Source organism: Corynebacterium sp. NML 120412 (assembly GCF_002285155.1).
In the GTDB taxonomy this organism is placed as follows: Bacteria; Actinomycetota; Actinomycetes; order Mycobacteriales; family Mycobacteriaceae; genus Corynebacterium; species Corynebacterium gottingense.
The window spans coordinates 1,263,791-1,282,011 of record NZ_NSGL01000001.1 but is presented as its reverse complement, the minus strand read 5'-3'; the positions used below and the strand labels follow the sequence as shown (position 1 = coordinate 1,282,011).

At 67.5% G+C, this 18,221-nt stretch carries 20 protein-coding genes; 13 read left to right on the top strand and 7 right to left on the bottom strand.

What is annotated here, in order from left to right; translation table 11 throughout:
• Nucleotide 1 precedes the first annotated feature (1 nt).
• From mshB to CKJ84_RS05825, 5 genes are all read left to right on the top strand, one after another.
• Entirely contained in the window at nucleotides 2-883 is an 882-nt protein-coding gene (mshB, locus tag CKJ84_RS05845; protein ID WP_095546215.1) for an N-acetyl-1-D-myo-inositol-2-amino-2-deoxy-alpha-D-glucopyranoside deacetylase, read from the top strand.
• Complete coding sequence (locus CKJ84_RS05840) at nucleotides 880-1,260, top strand: hypothetical protein (protein WP_233125514.1); 381 nt, start codon at nucleotides 880-882, stop codon at nucleotides 1,258-1,260. The genes mshB and CKJ84_RS05840 overlap by 4 nt, the downstream gene beginning before the upstream one ends.
• Before the next feature lie 13 nt (nucleotides 1,261-1,273).
• Nucleotides 1,274-1,597 carry a ferredoxin gene (gene fdxA, locus CKJ84_RS05835; protein ID WP_095546214.1) on the top strand — a complete coding sequence of 108 codons (324 nt, stop codon included), beginning with the start codon at nucleotides 1,274-1,276 and terminating at the stop codon, nucleotides 1,595-1,597.
• Nucleotides 1,598-1,601: 4 nt separating this feature from the next.
• Nucleotides 1,602-2,708 carry a succinyldiaminopimelate transaminase gene (gene dapC, locus CKJ84_RS05830; RefSeq protein ID WP_095546213.1) on the top strand — a complete coding sequence of 369 codons (1,107 nt, stop codon included), beginning with the start codon at nucleotides 1,602-1,604 and terminating at the stop codon, nucleotides 2,706-2,708.
• Between the two features lie 190 nt (nucleotides 2,709-2,898).
• Nucleotides 2,899-3,432 carry a GtrA family protein gene (locus tag CKJ84_RS05825; RefSeq protein ID WP_095546426.1) on the top strand — a complete coding sequence of 178 codons (534 nt, stop codon included), beginning with the start codon at nucleotides 2,899-2,901 and terminating at the stop codon, nucleotides 3,430-3,432.
• Between the two features lie 55 nt (nucleotides 3,433-3,487).
• Here the strand turns inward: CKJ84_RS05825 and dapD are convergent, their stop codons facing one another.
• The 4 genes from dapD to CKJ84_RS05805 all read right to left on the bottom strand — a co-directional run bounded on the left by dapD (nucleotide 3,488) and on the right by CKJ84_RS05805 (nucleotide 8,316).
• Complete coding sequence (gene dapD / locus CKJ84_RS05820) at nucleotides 3,488-4,453, bottom strand: 2,3,4,5-tetrahydropyridine-2,6-dicarboxylate N-succinyltransferase (RefSeq protein ID WP_095546212.1); 966 nt, start codon at nucleotides 4,451-4,453, stop codon at nucleotides 3,488-3,490.
• A gap of 5 nt (nucleotides 4,454-4,458) precedes the next feature.
• Nucleotides 4,459-5,859, bottom strand: coding sequence for an amino acid permease (locus tag CKJ84_RS05815; protein WP_095546211.1), 1,401 nt, complete (start codon nucleotides 5,857-5,859; stop codon nucleotides 4,459-4,461).
• Complete coding sequence (locus tag CKJ84_RS05810; protein WP_369801168.1) at nucleotides 5,856-7,262, bottom strand: amino acid permease; 1,407 nt, start codon at nucleotides 7,260-7,262, stop codon at nucleotides 5,856-5,858. Before CKJ84_RS05810 ends, CKJ84_RS05815 begins: the two co-directional genes overlap by 4 nt.
• Nucleotides 7,263-7,371: 109 nt before the next feature.
• Nucleotides 7,372-8,316, bottom strand: a complete 945-nt coding sequence (locus CKJ84_RS05805) for a succinyltransferase (protein WP_095546209.1) — start codon at nucleotides 8,314-8,316, stop codon at nucleotides 7,372-7,374.
• A 32-nt stretch (nucleotides 8,317-8,348) separates the two neighbouring features.
• Between CKJ84_RS05805 and dapE the strand changes: the two genes are divergently transcribed.
• From dapE to CKJ84_RS05770, 7 genes are all read left to right on the top strand, one after another.
• Nucleotides 8,349-9,476 carry a succinyl-diaminopimelate desuccinylase gene (gene dapE / locus CKJ84_RS05800; RefSeq protein ID WP_095546208.1) on the top strand — a complete coding sequence of 376 codons (1,128 nt, stop codon included), beginning with the start codon at nucleotides 8,349-8,351 and terminating at the stop codon, nucleotides 9,474-9,476.
• A gap of 29 nt (nucleotides 9,477-9,505) precedes the next feature.
• Nucleotides 9,506-10,312 (top strand): TIGR00730 family Rossman fold protein, encoded by an 807-nt coding sequence (locus tag CKJ84_RS05795; RefSeq protein ID WP_095275845.1) that lies wholly within the window; start codon nucleotides 9,506-9,508, stop codon nucleotides 10,310-10,312.
• Nucleotides 10,269-11,144, top strand: a complete 876-nt coding sequence (gene folP, locus CKJ84_RS05790; RefSeq protein WP_233125512.1) for a dihydropteroate synthase — start codon at nucleotides 10,269-10,271, stop codon at nucleotides 11,142-11,144. The genes CKJ84_RS05795 and folP overlap by 44 nt, the downstream gene beginning before the upstream one ends.
• Nucleotides 11,141-11,896, top strand: coding sequence for a glucosyl-3-phosphoglycerate synthase (locus CKJ84_RS05785; RefSeq protein WP_233125511.1), 756 nt, complete (start codon nucleotides 11,141-11,143; stop codon nucleotides 11,894-11,896). The genes folP and CKJ84_RS05785 overlap by 4 nt, the downstream gene beginning before the upstream one ends.
• Nucleotides 11,897-11,906: 10 nt before the next feature.
• The gene (locus CKJ84_RS12345) at nucleotides 11,907-12,326 is read left to right on the top strand and encodes a cell division protein DivIVA (RefSeq protein ID WP_198949243.1); all 420 of its coding nucleotides are present in this window, start codon (nucleotides 11,907-11,909) and stop codon (nucleotides 12,324-12,326) included.
• A gap of 94 nt (nucleotides 12,327-12,420) precedes the next feature.
• On the top strand, nucleotides 12,421-12,591 hold the full coding sequence (locus tag CKJ84_RS05775) for a DUF3117 domain-containing protein (protein WP_095275850.1): 171 nt from the start codon (nucleotides 12,421-12,423) through the stop codon (nucleotides 12,589-12,591).
• A gap of 65 nt (nucleotides 12,592-12,656) precedes the next feature.
• Nucleotides 12,657-13,553, top strand: a complete 897-nt coding sequence (locus CKJ84_RS05770; protein ID WP_095546207.1) for a methyltransferase domain-containing protein — start codon at nucleotides 12,657-12,659, stop codon at nucleotides 13,551-13,553.
• A gap of 14 nt (nucleotides 13,554-13,567) precedes the next feature.
• On the opposite strand, the gene CKJ84_RS05765 is transcribed toward CKJ84_RS05770, so the two are convergent.
• On the bottom strand, nucleotides 13,568-14,998 hold the full coding sequence (locus tag CKJ84_RS05765; RefSeq protein WP_095546206.1) for a GH32 C-terminal domain-containing protein: 1,431 nt from the start codon (nucleotides 14,996-14,998) through the stop codon (nucleotides 13,568-13,570).
• 17 nt (nucleotides 14,999-15,015) lie between these two features.
• Nucleotides 15,016-16,170, bottom strand: coding sequence for a glycogen synthase (glgA, locus tag CKJ84_RS05760; protein ID WP_198949242.1), 1,155 nt, complete (start codon nucleotides 16,168-16,170; stop codon nucleotides 15,016-15,018).
• Nucleotides 16,171-16,302: 132 nt separating this feature from the next.
• Between glgA and glgC the strand changes: the two genes are divergently transcribed.
• Nucleotides 16,303-17,520, top strand: a complete 1,218-nt coding sequence (gene glgC, locus CKJ84_RS05755; RefSeq protein ID WP_369801156.1) for a glucose-1-phosphate adenylyltransferase — start codon at nucleotides 16,303-16,305, stop codon at nucleotides 17,518-17,520.
• On the opposite strand, the gene CKJ84_RS05750 is transcribed toward glgC, so the two are convergent.
• Nucleotides 17,517-18,203, bottom strand: a complete 687-nt coding sequence (locus tag CKJ84_RS05750; RefSeq protein WP_095546204.1) for an O-methyltransferase — start codon at nucleotides 18,201-18,203, stop codon at nucleotides 17,517-17,519. The two genes, glgC and CKJ84_RS05750, sit on opposite strands and share 4 nt — an antisense overlap.
• Nucleotides 18,204-18,221: the final 18 nt, after the last annotated feature.

Sequence of the window (18,221 nt, the reverse complement as noted above, 5' to 3'; positions counted from 1 at the left end):
AATGCACACCACCAACAGGGACCTCGCCGGCTACCGCGTGGTGGCGGTCCACGCACACCCGGACGACGAGGCGATCACGATGGGCGGCACGCTCGCGGACCTGGCGGCCCGCGGGGCGGACGTGCTTGTGGTGACCTGCACGCTGGGGGAGGAAGGCGAGGTCATCGGCGAGCCCTACCAGCAGCTCACCGTGGACCACGCCGACCAGCTCGGGGGCTTCCGGATCCGGGAGCTGCAGGAGTCGCTCGCGGCGATGGGCGTGCGCGGCGCGTTCCTCGGCGGCGCGGGCTGCTACCGGGACAGCGGGATGGCCGGGTCCAAGGCGCACGAGAATCCGCGGGCGTTTGTGCATGGGGGGCAGGGGAGCGTCGATAAGCTTGCTGCCCTGCTCGAGGCCGAGCGGCCGCACCTGGTGCTGACCTACGGGCCGGACGGCGGGTACGGGCACCCCGACCACATCCGCGCGCACGAGATTGCGCACGCGGCCGCCGAGCAGGTTGGCGTGCCGCGCATCCTGTGGGCAGTGCGGCTGGAGGAGGAGACCAACGCGCTGCTTCCCGCCGAGGCTCCGGATGGCTGGCGGCTGCCGGAGGACGGCGAGCTCGACGGCGTTGCGCATTCCGACGTCGCGGTGCTGCTTTCCCACACCGCGTACAGCGCGAAGGTGGCGGCGATGCGCGCGCACGCCACCCAGCTGTGGATCGCGGACGGGCGCACCAGCGCCACCAACCCGCACTCGGTCGTGGGGCAGGGGCCGGTGGTGTACTACGCGCTGTCCAACCTCATCGTGCAGCCGATCCAGCCGTACGAGCACTTCCAGCTCGGCGCGGGCGTGCCGATTGAGCGACCGGAGGACGGCGTGCTCGGAGGCCTGGCTCAGTGACGGAGCCGGCCGTGCGCACGGACTACTCGCGGGGCGAGGTCGTCGCCGCGATGGTGTGGCTGGGCATCGGCGCGCTAGTGTCACTGCTGCTTGAGGTGGTCTACCTGGGCGCGCGCGTGGGCAACGTCCCCGTGCCCGCAACGGTGCTGGTGGCGCTCGCGTTCAATGTGGTGCTGACCAGGACCGCCCGGTTGTGGGCGCGCGGTGGAGCGTGGATCGCCTTCGTACCCCTGGCGGTGTGGCTGGGCGGGTTCTTCGCCCTCATGTTCGTGCTTCCAGCTGGCGGCCCGCAGCTCGTGCCGGATAATATTCTGACGTTGCTCCTGCTGTTCGCCGGAATTTTGGGTGGCGTTTTCCCGATGCTCCGAGCGAAGTGACATACTGGACGGCATGACTTACGTGATTGCTCAACCATGCGTGGACGTGCTGGATCGCAGCTGCGTCGAGGAGTGCCCCGTCGACTGCATCTACGAAGGCAAGCGCATGCTCTACATCCACCCGGACGAGTGCGTCGACTGCGGCGCCTGCGAGCCGGCTTGCCCTGTCGAAGCCATCTTCTACGAGGACGACACCCCGGACGAGTGGGCGGAGTACTACGACGTCAACGTCAGCTTCTTTGACAAGCTCGGCTCCCCGGGCGGCGCTGCGAAGACCGGCCCGACCGGCTACGACCACCCGTTTGTAGCAGCCCTGCCGCCGCAGAACCAGGACTAGGCGTATGCCGGTTACGCCTAAGCGTCAGCCCCTTGGTCAGCGCCTGCCGGAGTTTCCTTGGGACACCATCGCCGAGGTCAAGGCGAAGGCGGCCGCGCACCCCGACGGTATTATCGACCTCTCTGTGGGCACCCCGGTCGACGACGTCGCGCCGTCCATCCAGCTCGCGTTAGTCGAGCACGCTGCCGAGCCGGGGTACCCGCAAACCGTTGGGCTCCCGGAGCTGCGCGAGGCGATCGTGGGCGCGATGGCGCGCCGCTTCGCCGTCACCGGGTTGGATGAGCGCTCCGTCCTGCCGGTGATTGGCACCAAGGAAGCCATCGCGTGGCTGCCCACGCTGCTTGGCCTGCAGGGGCAGAAGGTGGTCATCCCGGAGCTCGCGTACCCGACGTACGAAGTCGGCGCGCTGCTCGCCGGCGCTGAGCCCGTGCGTTCCGACGCACCCGTCGAGGGCGCCGCGCTGGTGTTTATTAACTCGCCGTCGAACCCCTCGGGGCGTGTGCTCAGCGAGTCCGAGATGCGCGAGTGGGTTGAGTTTTCGCGCGATACTGGCGCGATCATCGCGTCCGACGAGTGCTACCTCGGCCTGCCGTGGTCTGCGGAGCCGCTGAGCGTGCTCGACCCGCGCGTGTGCGGCGAGGACATGACCAACCTGCTGGCACTGCACTCGCTGTCCAAGACCTCCAACCTGGCCTCCTACCGCGCTGGCTGGATCGCGGGTGACACAGACTTGGTCCAGGAGCTCCTGTTTGTGCGCAAGCACTCCGGGCTCATGGTGCCGGGCCCGATTCAGCACGCCATGCGCGCCGCGCTTATCGACGACACCCACGAGGAACTCCAGGCCTCGACCTACGCCAAGCGACGCGCTACGCTCATGGCCGCGCTGCTCAAGGCCGGCTTTACCGTCGACCACTCCGAGGCCGGCCTGTACCTGTGGTCGCGCCGCGACGGGATGGAGGCCCGCGAAACGCTGGACTGGCTCGCGGAGCGTGGCATCCTGGCGGCGCCCGGCGACTTCTACGGACCGGCCGGTGGGGCCCACGTCCGCATCGGCCTCACCGCGACGGACGAGCGCATCGCCGCCGCCGCGCAGCGACTCACCGCGGCGTAAACACTGCGTATCCACCGCGCGCGTTTTTCTTCTCAATACGGCCACGTACTAAGCTACATGGGTTAGCACGTGGCCGTTTCGCGCTGCCGGGCGCCGGCGATCGGCGCGGCGGCGGAGACGGCGCAGGACAACGTCCCGGCAGGAAGAAGGAGGCGCGGGTAGCGTGAACAGCTCAGCAACCACCGAGCGTATGGCGAACGGTCTGCGCGAATTTATCAAGTTCGGTCTCGTCGGCGGCTCCGGCGTGGTGGTCAATCTCGCCGTCTTTTACGTGGCGAAGAAGTCGCTCGAGGCAGGGCTGGACCTTCACGAGGCCGACGCGCTCATGAGCATCCCGGGCACCCGGTTCAACATCCGCTGGTACCACCTGCTCTCTACGCTGGCGTTCGTCATCGCCAACGTCTGGAACTACCAGCTCAACCGCTCCTGGACGTTCCGCAAGATCGAGCAGCGCAACTGGTTCGCGGGCTTCTTCCCGTTCCTCGCCACGGGTGCCATCGCCTTCCTTGTCTCGCTGACGTTTATGACGCTGTTTATGAACCCGACCTCGCCCATCGCGCTGCCGGACCACATCTTCGACGATTCCTCCGGACTGCGCACCAAGTCGTACTGGGCCCAAGGCTTATCGACGATCATCGCCACCCCCGTCAACTTCATCATCAACAAGTTCTGGGCGTTTGCGAAGCCGAAGCCGTCGGCTCCGCACGCGGGGGAGGAGACGTAAGAAACTCCCCACCAGCCCGAGCAGGCCAGGTGGGGAGTGATGGGGGGCAGAGCGCCTAGTTGGCGTGCAGCGCCTCGTTGAGCTCGATGCCCTTTGCGGCAACGACCTCGATGGCTCCGGAGGTGGAGTTGCGTCGGAACTGCAGGCCGTTGGCGCCGGAGAGCTCGAGCGCCTTGATGGTGGCGCCTGCTTCCTTGCCCAGCGCCTCGGCAACCTCGGCGGTGAGCACGACCTTCGCGCCTGCGGTGACGTAGAGGCCGGCTTCGACCACGCAGTCGTCGCCGAGCGAAATTCCGATACCCGCATTCGCGCCGAGCAGGCAGCGCTCGCCGAGGGTGATGGTTTCCTTGCCACCGCCGGACAGGGTGCCCATGATGGAGGCGCCGCCGCCGATGTCGGTGCCGTCGCCGACGGTCACGCCGGCGGAGATGCGGCCCTCGACCATGGAGGCGCCGAGCGTGCCGGCGTTGAAGTTGACAAAGCCCTCGTGCATGACGGTGGTGCCCTCGGCGAGGTGGGCGCCGAGGCGGATGCGGTCGGCGTCGCCGATGCGCACGCCGGAGGGCACCACGTAGTCGACCATGCGGGGGAACTTGTCCACGGAGTAGACGATGACGGGGCCGCGGGCGGCGAGGCGACCGCGGGTCATCTGGAAGTCGGAGACCTCGCAGGGGCCGTAGTTGGTCCACACCACGTTGGCGAGCAGGCCGAACACGCCGTCCATGTTCGCGCCGTGCGGCTTGACCAGGCGGTGGGAGAGCAGGTGCAGGCGGAGGTAGACATCGTAGGCGTCGATCGCCGGCTCGTTGATGTCAGCGATCTGGGTCTCGACGGGGACGCGTGCGACGCCGCGGTCCTCGTCGGGGCCGACCAGGTGGGAGAAGCGAGCATCGGCCTCGTCCAGGCGCTTCGTGCCACTTTCGGCAACGGTTTCGCCCAGCTTAGGGGCGGGGAACCAGACGTCGAGGACAGTGCCGTCATGAGTAACCGTGGCAATTCCACGTGCAATCGCTGAAGTCATGCCTGTTAGCTTAGATCATCCTGTCGGAGCGCTGCAGCCCTGCCCCGTGTGAATAGGGACGCGACAACAAGTGCTGCGGAAACGATAAGGACGGCGAGGATCTGACCGCGCGCGGAGGCGTCGATAAGCATGAGCCCCACGAGCGCGAGCAGGGCGGCGAGCGTAGCCCACGGCACGAAAATCCCACCTTGTACCTCGACGGCGGAATGGCCTTCGCCCGCGCGCATTTCCGGGCGCAGGCGGATGTAGCTCAGCGTGATCATGATCCAGGTGACGATGAGGCAGCCGCCGACCGCGTTCATGAGGAAGCTGAGCAGCCCCGGCGGGTTCCACCACTGCAGACCGACCGCGACGAACGCGAAGAACATGGAAACCAGCACCGAGTTGAAGGGGACGCCACTCGCGTTGGTCTTGGCAAGCCACTTCGGGGCGTCGCCCTCGAGCGCTTGCTGATACGCCAGGCGAGAGGTGCCGAAGATCTGCGCGTTGAACGCCGAGAGCAGCGCGAGGACGATCACGACTTCCATGAAACCGACAACACCGGGCAGGTTTGCCATGGACAAGACCTGGGTAAACGGCGAGTCCGCGGCGGAATCGGCGGCGTCGATCTGCGCGTAGGGCAGTAGGAGGATGATCACCACGACGGAGCCGACGTAGAACAGCGCGATACGCCAGATAATGGAGTTGACCGCGTTCTTTACGGCCTGGGCGGGGTTTTCGGACTCAGCCGCCGCGATGGTGACGACCTCGATGCCGCCGAAAGCGAAGGCGACGGCGAGCAAGCCGGCGGCGATACCCGGGATGCCGTTCGGCGCGAAGCCGGATTCCTTCACGTGGGTGAGCCCGACAAAGTCGCTGCCCGGCAGCACGCCCAAGAAGAGGAGGGCACCAATGACCAAAAAGCCCATGATGACCACGATCTTGATCATGGCAAACCAGTACTCAAACTCGCCGAAGCCCTTGACCTGGGCGAGGTTGACCACGGCGAAAAACACCACGGCGACCAGTGCCGGGATCCACTGCGGGATGCCGAACCAGCCGGCCATGATGGCGGCCGCGCCCGTGATTTCGGCACCACCGACCATGATGAGCAGGAACCAGTAGAGCCAGCCAAGCAGGAAGCCGGCCCAATGCCCGAAGGCTTGGCGGCCATAGGTGGCAAACGATCCGGAGGATGGGCGGGTCGCGGCCATCTCGCCGAGCATGCGCATCACAGCGATGACGATAAGACCGGCGATGAAGTAGGCGATCAGGATCGCGGGCCCGGCGGCGCGGATGCCCTCGCCCACGCCGAGGAACAGGCCCGCGCCGACGGCCATCCCAAGGCCCATCAGCGTGAGGTGGCGCGATTTCAGGCCGGTGCCGAGCTCGGAATCAGGGCCGTTGTGGGTGGTAGCGCTGCTCATCGGATGTTCCTTTCGGCCGCCTTCGCGGCGTTGATGCGGAAGGAGTCGGTGCGCGTCCACAGCACACCTGCAATGGCGGCCACGCCGACGACGACGGCCACCGCGAGTAGCTGCGTGCGCCCGTCGGGTGTGGTGAGCATGAGGACGACGAGCGCTGCAGCGAGCGCGATGGTCGCCCAGGGCAGCACGGACGGCGCCCACATGCGCACCTGCGTGATCTCGCCCGTGGCTACGAGGCGTGGGTGGAGGCGCAGGAAGGAGAAGCTGATGGCAAACCAGATCACGATCAGGCAGCCGCCGACCGCGTTGAGCAGGAATGCGAGCAGCCCCGGCGGGTTCCAGTACTGCAGGGCGACGGCGCCGAACCCGAAGCAGACGGAGACGATGACCGCGCGCATGGGCACCCCGCGCGTGTCCGTGTTGGCAAACATCTGCGGGGCGTCGCCGCGCAGCGCCAGGTTGTGCAGAAAGCGGGAGGAGCCGTAGATTTGCGTATTGCACGCCGACAGCAGCGCAACCACGATGACGGCCTCCATGATGCCCACCGCGCCCGGGACGTTGGCCAGGTGGAGAACGGCGGTGAAGGGGGACTCGGAGGCGTCCTCGGCTCCGCCGATCTGCCCGAACGGCAGCAGCATGACGATGAGGAGGACCGAGCCGATGTAGAAGAACCCGATGCGCCAGATGATGGAGCGGATCGCGGCGTGGACCGCCACCTCGGGGTCTTCCGACTCGGCGGCGGCGATGGTGACCAGCTCGATGCCGCCGAAGGCGAATGCGACGGCGAGCATGGCGGTGGCCACGCCGCCCCAGCCGTTGGGCATGAACCCGACCTCGGCGATGTTGCTTGTGCCGACGAAACTGGTGTCGGGCAGCAGACCGAGCCACAGTGCCACGCCCAGGATCAGGAACGCGATGATGACGGAGACCTTGATGAGGGCGAACCAGAACTCGAATTCCCCGAAATTCTTCACCGCGGCGAAGTTGATCACGGTAAACACCACGATGGCCACGAGCGCCGGGATCCACGGCGAGATGCCAAACCAGGCGGCGATGATGGCGGAGGCGCCGGTGATCTCCACGGCCATGATCATGATCATCATGAACCAGTACAGCCAGCCGATGGCAAACCCGGCCCAGGGGCCGAGTGCCTGCTCCGCGTAGGTGGAAAAGGTGCCGGAGGACGGCCGCGCCGCCACCATCTCTGCAAGCATCTGCATGATGCACACGGTGATCGCGCCGGCGATGAGGTAGGCGATAATTACCGCGGGCCCGGCAGCGGCGATGCCCACGCCGGTACCGAGGAAGAGCCCGGCGCCGATTGCGGAACCGAGCCCCATCATGGTCAGGTGGCGGGTTTTGAGGCCACGCTCAAGCGAGACGGAGGCAGAAGTCGGTGCGATGACCGACGCGCTGCCAGGGGAATCCTGAGAAGACATGGTCTTACTCTAATCGTTGGCACCGCGTCGCGGGCCAATAAGGCTCGCATCGTCCCAGCTGGGGGCTTGAATGCTAATCGACGCTTCCCTGATCCCTCACAACCGGACAATTGCTCATCGCCTCGCGCCGGATGAGCAAGTCGTCCTGCCCGGCGATCTCTTTGGCGGGGATCTCGCGGTCCAGGCGGGCGTCGTACACCACTGATTCCGGCTCGATCATGACGTTGACGCCGACGGTGCAGTTATCGCCCAGGTCCACGCCGAACACGCCGGCTGAGGGGTGCATCGTGCAGTGCTTGCCCACCCGCATTGGGCCGCGGGTGCGTTGCGTGGCGCGCGACGCCATGAGCACGGATGACAACGCCAGGTCCGCGCCCTCGCCGATCACCACGGACGAGGACAGGCGCCCCTCCACCCGCGAGGGGCCGAGCGTGCCCGCGTTAAAGGAGACGTAGCCCTCGCGCAGGACCGATGTGCCCGGCGCGAGGTAGGCGCCGAGACGGACGCGCTCGGCCTGCGCGATGGACACGCCTGAGGGGACGACGTAGTCCACCATGCGCGGCACCCGCTCGATGCCCCAGACGTGGATCGTGCCGCGGGAGCGCAGGTTGGTGCGGATGAATTCGAAGTTGTCCGTCAGGCACGGGCCCTTATTGGTCCACACCACGGGCACGAGGTGGCTGAGGCAGTCCTCCATGTTCAACTCGAGCGGCTTGACCAGGCGGTGGGAGAGCAGGTGCAGCCGCAGGTAGACGTCGTGCGCGTCCACCGGCGGCTGTGACAGGTCCGGGATGCGGGTGCGCACCGGGACGAGCTCCACCAGCCGGTCGCGGTCCAGGCCGACGAGGTTGAGGAACCGGTCGGACAGCTCGTTCGCGCTGACGCGCTCGGTGCTTGCGGTAGCGGGTGGCTCGGACGGTGTGGCGTCGATAAGCGCTGGGCTCGGGTACCAGGTGTCCAAGACGGTCCCGTCCATAGCGATGTTGGCAATTCCGGTTGCTTCCGCTCCAATGGGCATGTCCTCATCCTAGGCGGATTGCCGCCCGTAGGATGAGTGGGGTGAACACGCTAGACCTCTTTGCAGACCCAGTCGATCTCACCGCCGCGCTCGTGGACATCGAGTCGCCGTCCCACCACGAGGAGGCGATCGCCGACGCCGTCGAGGGTGCGCTTCGGGCGCTTGCCGACGCCTCCGGGGACGGCGCAGTCGACGTGCAGCGGATTGGTAACACCGTCGTCGCCCGCACGCACTTCGGGCGCGAGCAGCGCGTCGTGCTGGCGGGGCACATCGACACGGTGCCGCTGGCAGACAACACGCCGCACCGCATTGAGGGCGACACCATGTTTGGCTGCGGGACCGTGGACATGAAAAGTGGCATGGCGTGCTACCTCGGGGCGTTCGCGCGGCTCGTGCGTGGCGAGGCCGAGGCACCGGGGGAGCGCGCGGCGTTTGATATGACTGTCATTGCCTACGAGGCCGAGGAGGTCGCCCAGGAATACAACGGGCTGTTCCACCTCGAGCGGGACCACCCGGAGCTGCTTGCGGGCGACATCGCGCTGCTTGGCGAGCCGTCCGGCGGGGTGATCGAGGCCGGCTGCCAGGGCACGATCCGCGTCTTCGTAGACGCGCACGGCACCCGAGCGCACTCCGCGCGCTCGTGGCTGGGGCACAACGCGGCCCACGACCTCGCGGGTGTGCTGACCCGCATCGCCGCCTACGAGCCGCGCCGTGTCACCATCGCCGGCTGCGAGTACCGCGAGGGCATCAACGTCGTCGGCGTGGAGGGGTTCGTGGCCACCAATACGATCCCGGACCACGCCCGTCTGATTGTCAACTTCCGCTACGCGCCGGACCGTGACGTGGAGAACGCGAAGGCGCACCTCGAGGAGATGCTCGCCCTGGAAGACGGGTTGACGCTTGCGTACGACGACGTGGCGCCGGCCGCGCTACCGGGGCTGGACCACCCGGTGGCGGCCAACCTGGTGAAGGCCGTGGGCGGGAACTTCCGTGCGAAGTTCGGATGGACGGACGTGTCCAGGTTCTCTAACCTTGGTGTTCCGGCCGTGAACTTCGGCCCCGGCAATCCGGGCTTTGCTCACAAGAAGGACGAGCAGTGCCCGATCAGCCAGATCCGTGAGGTGTTCGCGCAGCTCATGGACTACCTGTCCCTTCACTGAACATAGAAAACTTTCCACACACAATTACTATGGCACCGCACACCACACCCCGCCCCGACCGTGACCGCAAGCTCCGCGGCCCGCTCATGCTGCGCAGCGACAACGAGCAGGCGTCCACGCACGACCGCCGCCTGCTCGAATCGCTCGGCTCCTCCGACCACGACTGGAAGCACGCAGACCCGTGGCGCGTCATGCGCATCCAGTCCGAGTTCGTGGCCGGCTTCGACGCGCTCAGCGAGCTGCCGAAGGCCGTGACTGTCTTCGGTTCCGCGCGGCTGGGCGAGGGCACGCCGGAATACGAGCAGGCGTACCAGGTTGGCCACGGGCTGGTCGAGGCCGGCTACGCCGTGATCACCGGCGGCGGCCCGGGCCTGATGGAGGGGCCGAACCGCGGCGCGCATAACGCCGGCGGCATGTCGGTCGGCCTGGGCATCGAGCTGCCGTTCGAGCAGGGGCTGAACGACTGGGTCGACCTCGGCCTGAACTTCCGCTACTTCTTCGCCCGCAAGACCATGTTCCTGAAGTACTCGCAGGCGTTTATCGCGCTGCCCGGTGGCTTCGGCACGATGGACGAGGTCTTCGAGGTGCTGTGCATGGTGCAGACCGGCAAGGTGACCAACTTCCCGATCGTGCTCATCGGCACCGACTTCTGGTCCGGCCTGGTCGATTGGATGGTCAACCAGCAGCTCGAGCGCGGGCTCATTTCGCCTGGCGACGAAAAACTGTTCCTGGTCACTGACTCGGTTGAGGAGGCCATCGCGCACATCGTGGAGACGCACCAAGTGATGACGGATGAGCGCCTCGGCGACGCGCAACGCGCTGGTGGACATGAGTAACTCGCTCGCGCGGGTGATGGCCATTGTGAACCGCACCCCGGACTCCTTTTACGACAAGGGCGCGACCTTTGCCATTGAAAAGGCAGCTCAGCGCGCGGACGAGGTCATCGCGGCGGGCGCGTCCATCGTGGACGTCGGCGGCGTCAAAGCCGGGCCGGGGGATGAGGTGGACGTCGACGAAGAGATCGATCGCGTTGTCCCGCTGATTGCCGAGGTCCGCGCGCGCCACCCCGAGGTGTCCATCAGCGTGGACACATGGCGCGCGAGCGTCGCCGAAGCGGCTATCGACGCCGGCGCGGACCTGATCAATGACACCTGGGCGGGCTGGGACCCCGAGCTCGTCGAGGTGGCGGGCCACCACGCGGTCGGCTACGTCTGCTCCCACACCGGCGGGGTGGTGCCGCGCACCCGCCCGCACCGCGTGCATTTTGACGACGTCGTCGCCGACGTGATCCGCGAAACTTCAGCGCTGGCCGAGCGCGCCGTGGACTGCGGCGTGCCCGCCGAGCGCGTGTTCATCGATCCCACCCACGACTTTGGCAAGAACACGTTCCACGGCCTGGAAATCCTGCGCCGGATCGACGAGCTCGTTGCCACCGGCTGGCCGGTGCTCATGGCGCTGTCCAACAAGGACTTCGTGGGCGAGACGGTTGGCCGCACCGACCCAGCGCAACGCGTCGCGGGCACGCTCGCTGCCACCGCCTGGTCAGCCGCCCGCGGCGTCGCCGCCTTCCGCGTCCACAACGTCGCGGAAACCGTGGACGTGATCCGCATGACCGCGGCGATCCAGGGTACCGCCGCGCCGCTTGCCACCGTCCGGGGGCTCGCGTGAGCAGCCCGCGCGTGAGCGTGGTCATCCCGGCGCTGAACGAGGAGCGCACCGTCGCCGGCGTGGTGCGCACCTGCCTCGAGTCGCGCGCCGCGCGCGATGGCGGGGAGGTGCTGGTCATCGACTCCGACTCCAGCGACGCCACCGCCAGCGAGGCCGCAGCGGCGGGCGCCCGCGTGGTGAACTGGCGCGATGTCGGTCCCGCCGAGACCGTTCCCGGCAAGGGCGAGGCGCTGTGGCGCGGGGTGAGCGCCGCGAGCGGCGACGTCGTCGTCTTCGTCGACGCGGACGTGACCTCGCTGCGACCCGGCTGGGTCGATGCGCTCGCCGCGCCGTTTGCGAACCCGGCGATCCACCTAGTCAAGGCCGCCTACACCCGCGAGCTCAACGGCGGCCCCGGCGGCGGCCGCGTCACCGAGCTCACGGCGAAGCCGCTGCTGCGCGCGCTGTTCCCCGAGCTCGGCCACATCTCCCAGCCGCTCGCCGGCGAGTACGCCATCCGTCGTAGCACCGCGCTGAGCCTGCCGTTTGTCGCCGGCTACGGGGTCGAGGTGGGCTTGCTCCTCGATGTCGCGTCCTCCCACACCCCCGCCGCCGTCACCGAAGTGCAGCTTAGCGCGCGGCGACACCGGAACCGTCCGCTGGAGGAGCTCGCGCCGATGGCGGATGTGATCGTGGCGACGATCCTGGATCGGGCCGCGGGGCGGGGCGCGCTGGGCGAGGTACAGCAGCGCGTTGCGTGGGGCGGGAAGTAGAATAGCGCCCATGCTCTCTTGGATTATCCTGATTCTTGTCTTGGCGCTGTTCAGCGTGCTGGGGATGCTGCTGGCGTCGTCGATTTTTGGGCGCGGTGAGACGCAGCCGCCGATGCCTGATACGGAAGATGTGAAGGCGGCGAATCGCCGCGCGGTTGAGGACGGCAACTTTGACGACATTCAGCTGGAGGTTGTCCACCGCGGGTACCGGATGGACCAGGTCGACGCACTCATCGCGCAGCTGACCGGCCAGGACACCGCGGAGTGGCGCGACGACGAGGCCGCTGAGGCTCGCCCGGCGCAACCCCGCAACCCGCAGAAGGTGGACTCGCACTCGCTCACCGAGGGCGTGAGCGCGGCGGAGTTTGAGGCGCCCGCGACGCTGGAGCCGGCACCGAAAGCTGGGGAAAATCCGTACGGAAAGGCATAGTTAGCTACCGAAATGCTGCTTGGCCCGGATGGTCGGGCCCATACAGGCGTATCATTGACTCCATACGTCATTGAGTTCAAAGGAGAGAATACGCATGGCAGCAATGAAGCCGCGCACCGGTAGCGGCCCGATGGAAGCTGTAGAAGAGAGCCGAAAGATTGTGATGCGCATTCCATCCGACGGCGGCGGGCGGCTCGTCGTGGAGATGAGCAAGGAAGAGGCAGCCGAGCTGGGCCAGCTGCTTATCGACGCCGCGGGGCAGTAACCCACGGCGTCACCGCATTCACCCTGCACCGCTTGGCCCGGTCGGCGGTGCGGTAAGCTTTCCACATGCTCAAAGACATCGTGGACGTGCTTGCAGACCCGGCAGATCTTTCCCCGTTGCGGGGCGAGGACGACTTTTCGCGCCTCGTCTCCGAGACGGGGCATTCTTATGACGTGGCCAAGCAGGGCTACGTCACGCTGGCCAGCGGAAAGGGCCTGAACCACGAGGGCGACTCGATCGAGATGATCCACGCCCGCGAAGCCTTCCTCTCGCAGGGGCACTTCGCGCCGTTCGTCGAGGCGGTGACGGAGCAGGTGCATCACGTGTTGGAGCACAGTGCGCCCGAGCCGGGCGACCCGTCAGTTGGGGAGGCGCGCGGCGTGGCCGAACCGGCCGTGCTGGAGGTGGGGGCCGGCACCGGCTACTACCTGGCGCACACGCTGGACAGTGTCGGCGGCGCGCGCGGCATTGGGCTGGATATTTCTGTGCCCGCCGCGAAGCACCTGGCAAAGTCCCACCCGCGCGTCGGCGCCGTGGTGGCCGACGTGTGGAGCCAGCTGCCGGTTCGCGACGGCAGCGTTCACGCCATCATGGATGTCTTCGCGCCCCGGAACCCGGCGGAGTTCGCCCGCGTCCTTGCGCCCGGCGGTGAGGTCGTAGCGCTCATCGCGCACCAGGGGCACCTGGACGAGCTGCGCGAACCGCTGGGCATCCTCGGCGTTGAGGCGGGCAAACTCGAGCGCATGGTGGAGCAGGCCAAGGGCCACCTGGAGTTGGCCGCGGAGCCGCAGCTCATCGAGTACACGATGCGCCTGGAGCGCGACGCGATTGCCGCGCAGGTAGGGATGAGCCCGTCGGCGCGCCACGTGGCGCCGGACGTGCTGCAGGAGCGCCTCGCGGCGCTGCCGGAGCACATGGACGTGACGGCGCGCGGCCAGCTAGTCCGGCTGCGCAAGGCGTAGGCCGGAGCGGGCGCCTACCGGGCGCTGGGGAACCCCCGGCGCCACTCGTTGTAGATCTCGGCGTCGCCCGCCGCGCGGGAGCGGATTCCGCTGTAGCCGGTGGCGGACCAGATGCGGGATGCGGTGACGACGCTGCCGCCGCCCGCGTAGACCTCGAGGGTGGAGCCGTCGACGATGACGGTGATGTTGTCCTCATCGTCGTCGTGGATCTCCGCGACCGCAGGGGCGCCATCCAGACGGTCGACGGTGAGGGTCTCCCCGTTATGGGTGATCACAGCCACCGGCTCGCCGTTGCCGTCCAGTACCTCGGCCTCCACGGACGAGCCCGCGGGGATGTCGCACAGCGCCGTCCACATCAGTGCGTGGCGCGACGACTGCACCGCCTCCGGCAGCCCGCCGGCGGGGACCTGGTAGAGCTGCCCGTGCTGCAGGGTCGCGCGGCGCGGCAGCGTCAGCGTGTTCGCCCAGCCCTCGGACTCCCAGTTCGGTTCCTTGGTGGGGTCGCCGTGGCGGCCGGAGTCCGTCATGAAACCGAACAGGTAGGTCCGCTCGTAGCGGTCCTCGGCGTTCGACGGCTCCAGGGTGTAGGCGGAGTTGCGGGGGCGGGTGAAGTCGTGGCCGTAATCTAGCGGCTTCGCCTGGGAGGTCACGGTGAAGACGCTGCCCTTGAGCACGCCGACGAGGTACACGGTGCGGTCCTTGCCGTCGATCTCGGCGGTGAGGAAGAGGACATCGTAGATCTCGCCGTCCACTTCGTCGCGCAGGCGGGAGATGCGCGGGGCGACGAGCGGCTTGGTTACATCGAGGCCGGGGTCGCCGTCGAAGGTCAGCGCGCCGTCGACAAGCCAGCTCTGGCCGTCGTGCGAGGAAAGGACGACGGGCACGGGTGCCTCGAGCGAGCCGGTGACCGCGAGCATGAGCCAGCCGTCGTGGCCGCGCTCGCGGTTGCCATCTTCCTCCCAGTCAGGGACGACGCAAGGGGAGCGGAAGTTGGTGTATACCTGGCCGTCGACCTCCGTGTCCTGGACCACCGCGCCGAGGCGCTTGACGCCGGAGGAGGGGAGCAGTTGGCCGGTTTCGGACTCCTCCAGCTCCTCGCAGAGCGCGGCCAGGTCGTCGGCGTGCGCGCGCTGCACGGTGTCGCCCGCAGCGGTGTTGGAGGTGAAGTACAGGTCCGCGCCGTCATCGGTGGCGACGACCGCACCGGCGCGGACGTTGAGCTCACCGCCGATGGCGACGAGGGCGTCGTTGCACTCGAGCCAGCTGAACGGGTCCTGCTCGCTCATGTCGTGCCCCCACGCGCTCGGGGCGTCTGGGGTGAGCTTGTACTGGTAGAACATGTGCCACACGCGCTCGCCGCGCTCGCCGGCGCGGATGACACCTGCGGGGCCCTCGAGGATGCCGCGCTCGGCGGTCACGTGCAGTTCGGGTCTGTAAACGCTCATACTTAGTTCTGTTTCCTCTACAGCAGCTTCTTGTATACGTCCACGGTTTCCTGCGCGATAGTAGACCAGGAGAACGTGTCGCGGGCGCGCGCCAGGCCCGCGGCGCCCATGCGCTTCGCCGTCTCCGGGTCCCCGACCAGCGCGTTGACTGCCTCGGCGAGGGCCTGCTCAAAGGCCTCCGGATCGTGCTCGTCGTAATCAACGAGGGTGCCGGTCTCGCCGTCAACCACGACCTCCGGGATGCCGCCGACTCGCGACGCCACCACGGCGGTCTCGCACGCCATGGCCTCCAGGTTGACGATGCCCAGCGGCTCGTAGATCGACGGGCAGACGAACACGTCCGACGAAGCGTAGACCTCGCGGATCTTCTCCGGCGGCAGCATGTCCTGCACCCAGAAGATGCCGTCGCGCTGCGCGCGCAGCTTCTCGACGAGCCCCTGCGTCTCCGCCGCAATCTCCGGGGTGTCCGGGGCGCCGGCGCAGAGGATCAGTTGCACGTCCTCGTCGAACTGCTGCGCCGCCTTGAGCAAGTGGGGCACACCCTTCTGACGGGTGATTCGGCCGACGAACGAGACGACCGGCTTCGCCGGGTCCACCCCGAGCTCCTCCAGAATCGTCGCTTGGCCGGGGTACCAGTTGGCAGTGTCGATCCCGTTGAGCACCACGTGGACCTTGTCCGGCTCAATGCGCGGGTACGCCCGCAGGATCGCGTCCTTCATGCCGGAGGACACCGCGATGACCGCATCGGCGTACTCCATGGCATTCCGCTCGCTCCAGGAGGAGACGTTGTAGCCTCCGCCGAGCTGCTCGCGCTTCCACGGGCGGTCCGGCTCCAGCGAGTGCGCGGTGACCACGTGCGGGATTTCGTGGAGCTGGGATGCCAGGTGGCCGCCCAGGCCCGCGTACCAGGTGTGGGAGTGCACCAGGTCCAACCCGCTCGCCGCGTTGGCCATGCGCAGGCCGGTGGACAGCGTCTTGATCGCGCCGTTCGCGTCGGTGAGCTCCGGGTCTACGCCGTGGACGTAGACGTTGTCCATCTTGCGCGGCGTCCCCATGCAGTGCACGTCGACGTCGATAAGCTCGCGCATAAAGCGCGTCAGCTCAGTGACGTGCACGCCGGCACCACCGTAGATCTCCGGTGGGTACTCTCTGGTCATCATTCCGACTCTCATGAGCCCCAACAGTAGTGAGGAATGCGCGGCGCTGCAGGAACCCGAACGGGAGGTGTGGTGCGTACCCCTAAAGTGGTGAAAATGTGTACATAGCCACTGCGGGAGACGTTGCTTTTCAATACTCTGGTGGGCGTGAAAAGCCAGCCAAGAGTCCTCGCCATCGTCCTCGCGGGCGGCGAAGGGAAGCGACTGTTCCCCCTGACCGCCGACCGTGCCAAGCCTGCAGTCCCGTTTGGCGGTAACTACCGCCTCATCGACTTCGTCCTGTCCAACCTGGTCAACGCGGGTTACATGCGCATCGCCGTGTTGACGCAGTACAAGTCCCACTCGCTCGACCGCCACGTTGCCACCGCGTGGAACGTGTCCGGCCCAACCCCGCAGTACATCGCGTCCGTGCCCGCGCAGCAGCGCCGCGGCAAGCGCTGGTACAACGGCTCGGCGGACGCGATCGTGCAGTCGCTCAACCTCATTTATGACGACAAGCCGGACTACGTCCTCGTCTTCGGCGCGGACCACGTCTACCGCATGGACCCGTCGCAGATGGTGGAAAACCACATCGCCTCGGGTAAGTCAGCCACCGTCGCCGGCATCCGCGTGCCGCGTGCGGAGGCCACCGCGTTCGGCTGCATTCAGTCCGACGAAAACGGCACGATCACCGAGTTCCTGGAAAAGCCGGCCAACCCGCCGGGTACCCCGGATGACCCGAACGTGACGTTCGCGTCCATGGGCAACTACGTCTTTTCTACCGAGGCGCTCGTGCAGGCCCTGCTGGAGGATGAGCAGAACGAGGACTCCGCCCACGACATGGGCGGGGACATCATCCCGTACTTTGTGAACCAGGGCGAGGCGAACGTCTACGACTTCTCCGAGAACCACGTGCCGGGCGCGACCGAGCGCGACAAGGGGTACTGGCGCGACGTCGGCACCATCGACTCGTTCTACGAGGCGCACATGGACCTGATCTCCTCGCACCCGATCTTCAACCTCTACAACAACGCGTGGCCGATCCACTCCACCGAGGACGGCAACCTCCCGCCCGCCAAGTTCGTCATGGGCGGCATCGCACAGGAGTCCATCGTGGCCTCCGGTTCCATCATCTCCGGCGCGACGGTGCGCAATTCCGTCCTGTCCACGGACGTGCGCGTGGAAGAGGGCGCGACCGTGGAGGGGTCCGTGATCATGCCGGGCGTGCGCGTGGGCAAGGGGGCAGTGGTGCGCCACTGCATTCTGGACAAGAACGTCTACGTGTCCGATGGTGAGATCATCGGCGTGGACCCGCAGCGCGATCGCGAGCGCTACAAGGTCTCCGACAACGGCGTGGTCGCCGTTGGCAAGAACGAAGTGATCTAGCGCTTCGTCACAAGCGTCAGTCCCCCGTCGAGGGGCAGACGCGTGACGACGCCACCGTGCTCCGCCGCGAAGGTCTCCGCGTAGTCGTCCGCTTCGCGGGCGGCCGCGGTCTCGCGGTCGCGGCGGGTGGCGTCGGCGACCGTGCCGTCCAGCAGTGAGCCGGCGAGCACGAGGGTGCCGCCGGGGGTGAGGAGGGGCCACGCGGCGTCGATGATCGCCCCGAGCTCAACGGGCGAGACGTCCGCGTAGATGACCTGGTAGGCGTCATTGGCCAGGCGTCCCATCACATCGAGCGGACGGGCGGTGAGGAAGCGGACCCGCGAGGGCGCGTACCCCGCGGCGCGCACTGCGGCCTTCGTGCCGGACTGCAGCGCGGCCTCGGGCTCGATGCAGGTCAGGGTGGACTTTTCCGGCAGGCCGCGCAGCAGGTGCAGGCCCACGGTGCCCGCGGCCGGGGTGACGGCGACGGCGCCCTGCGCGGCGTCTGCGCGCGCGCCCGCCGCGGCGAGGGTTGTCAGCAGCGTGCCCACGGTCGGGGAGGGCAGGCTCACGCCGTTCTCCTCGGCCTCAACGCGGGCGACCTCGAGCCCTTGGCTGAACGGGTCCGCGTCCGCCGCGCCCTTCGCGTGGTTCGCGCGCTGGTCGATGTAGGCGATCATTTGGGAAAAAGCTGTCTCACTCACACCGCACATCATAGCGAG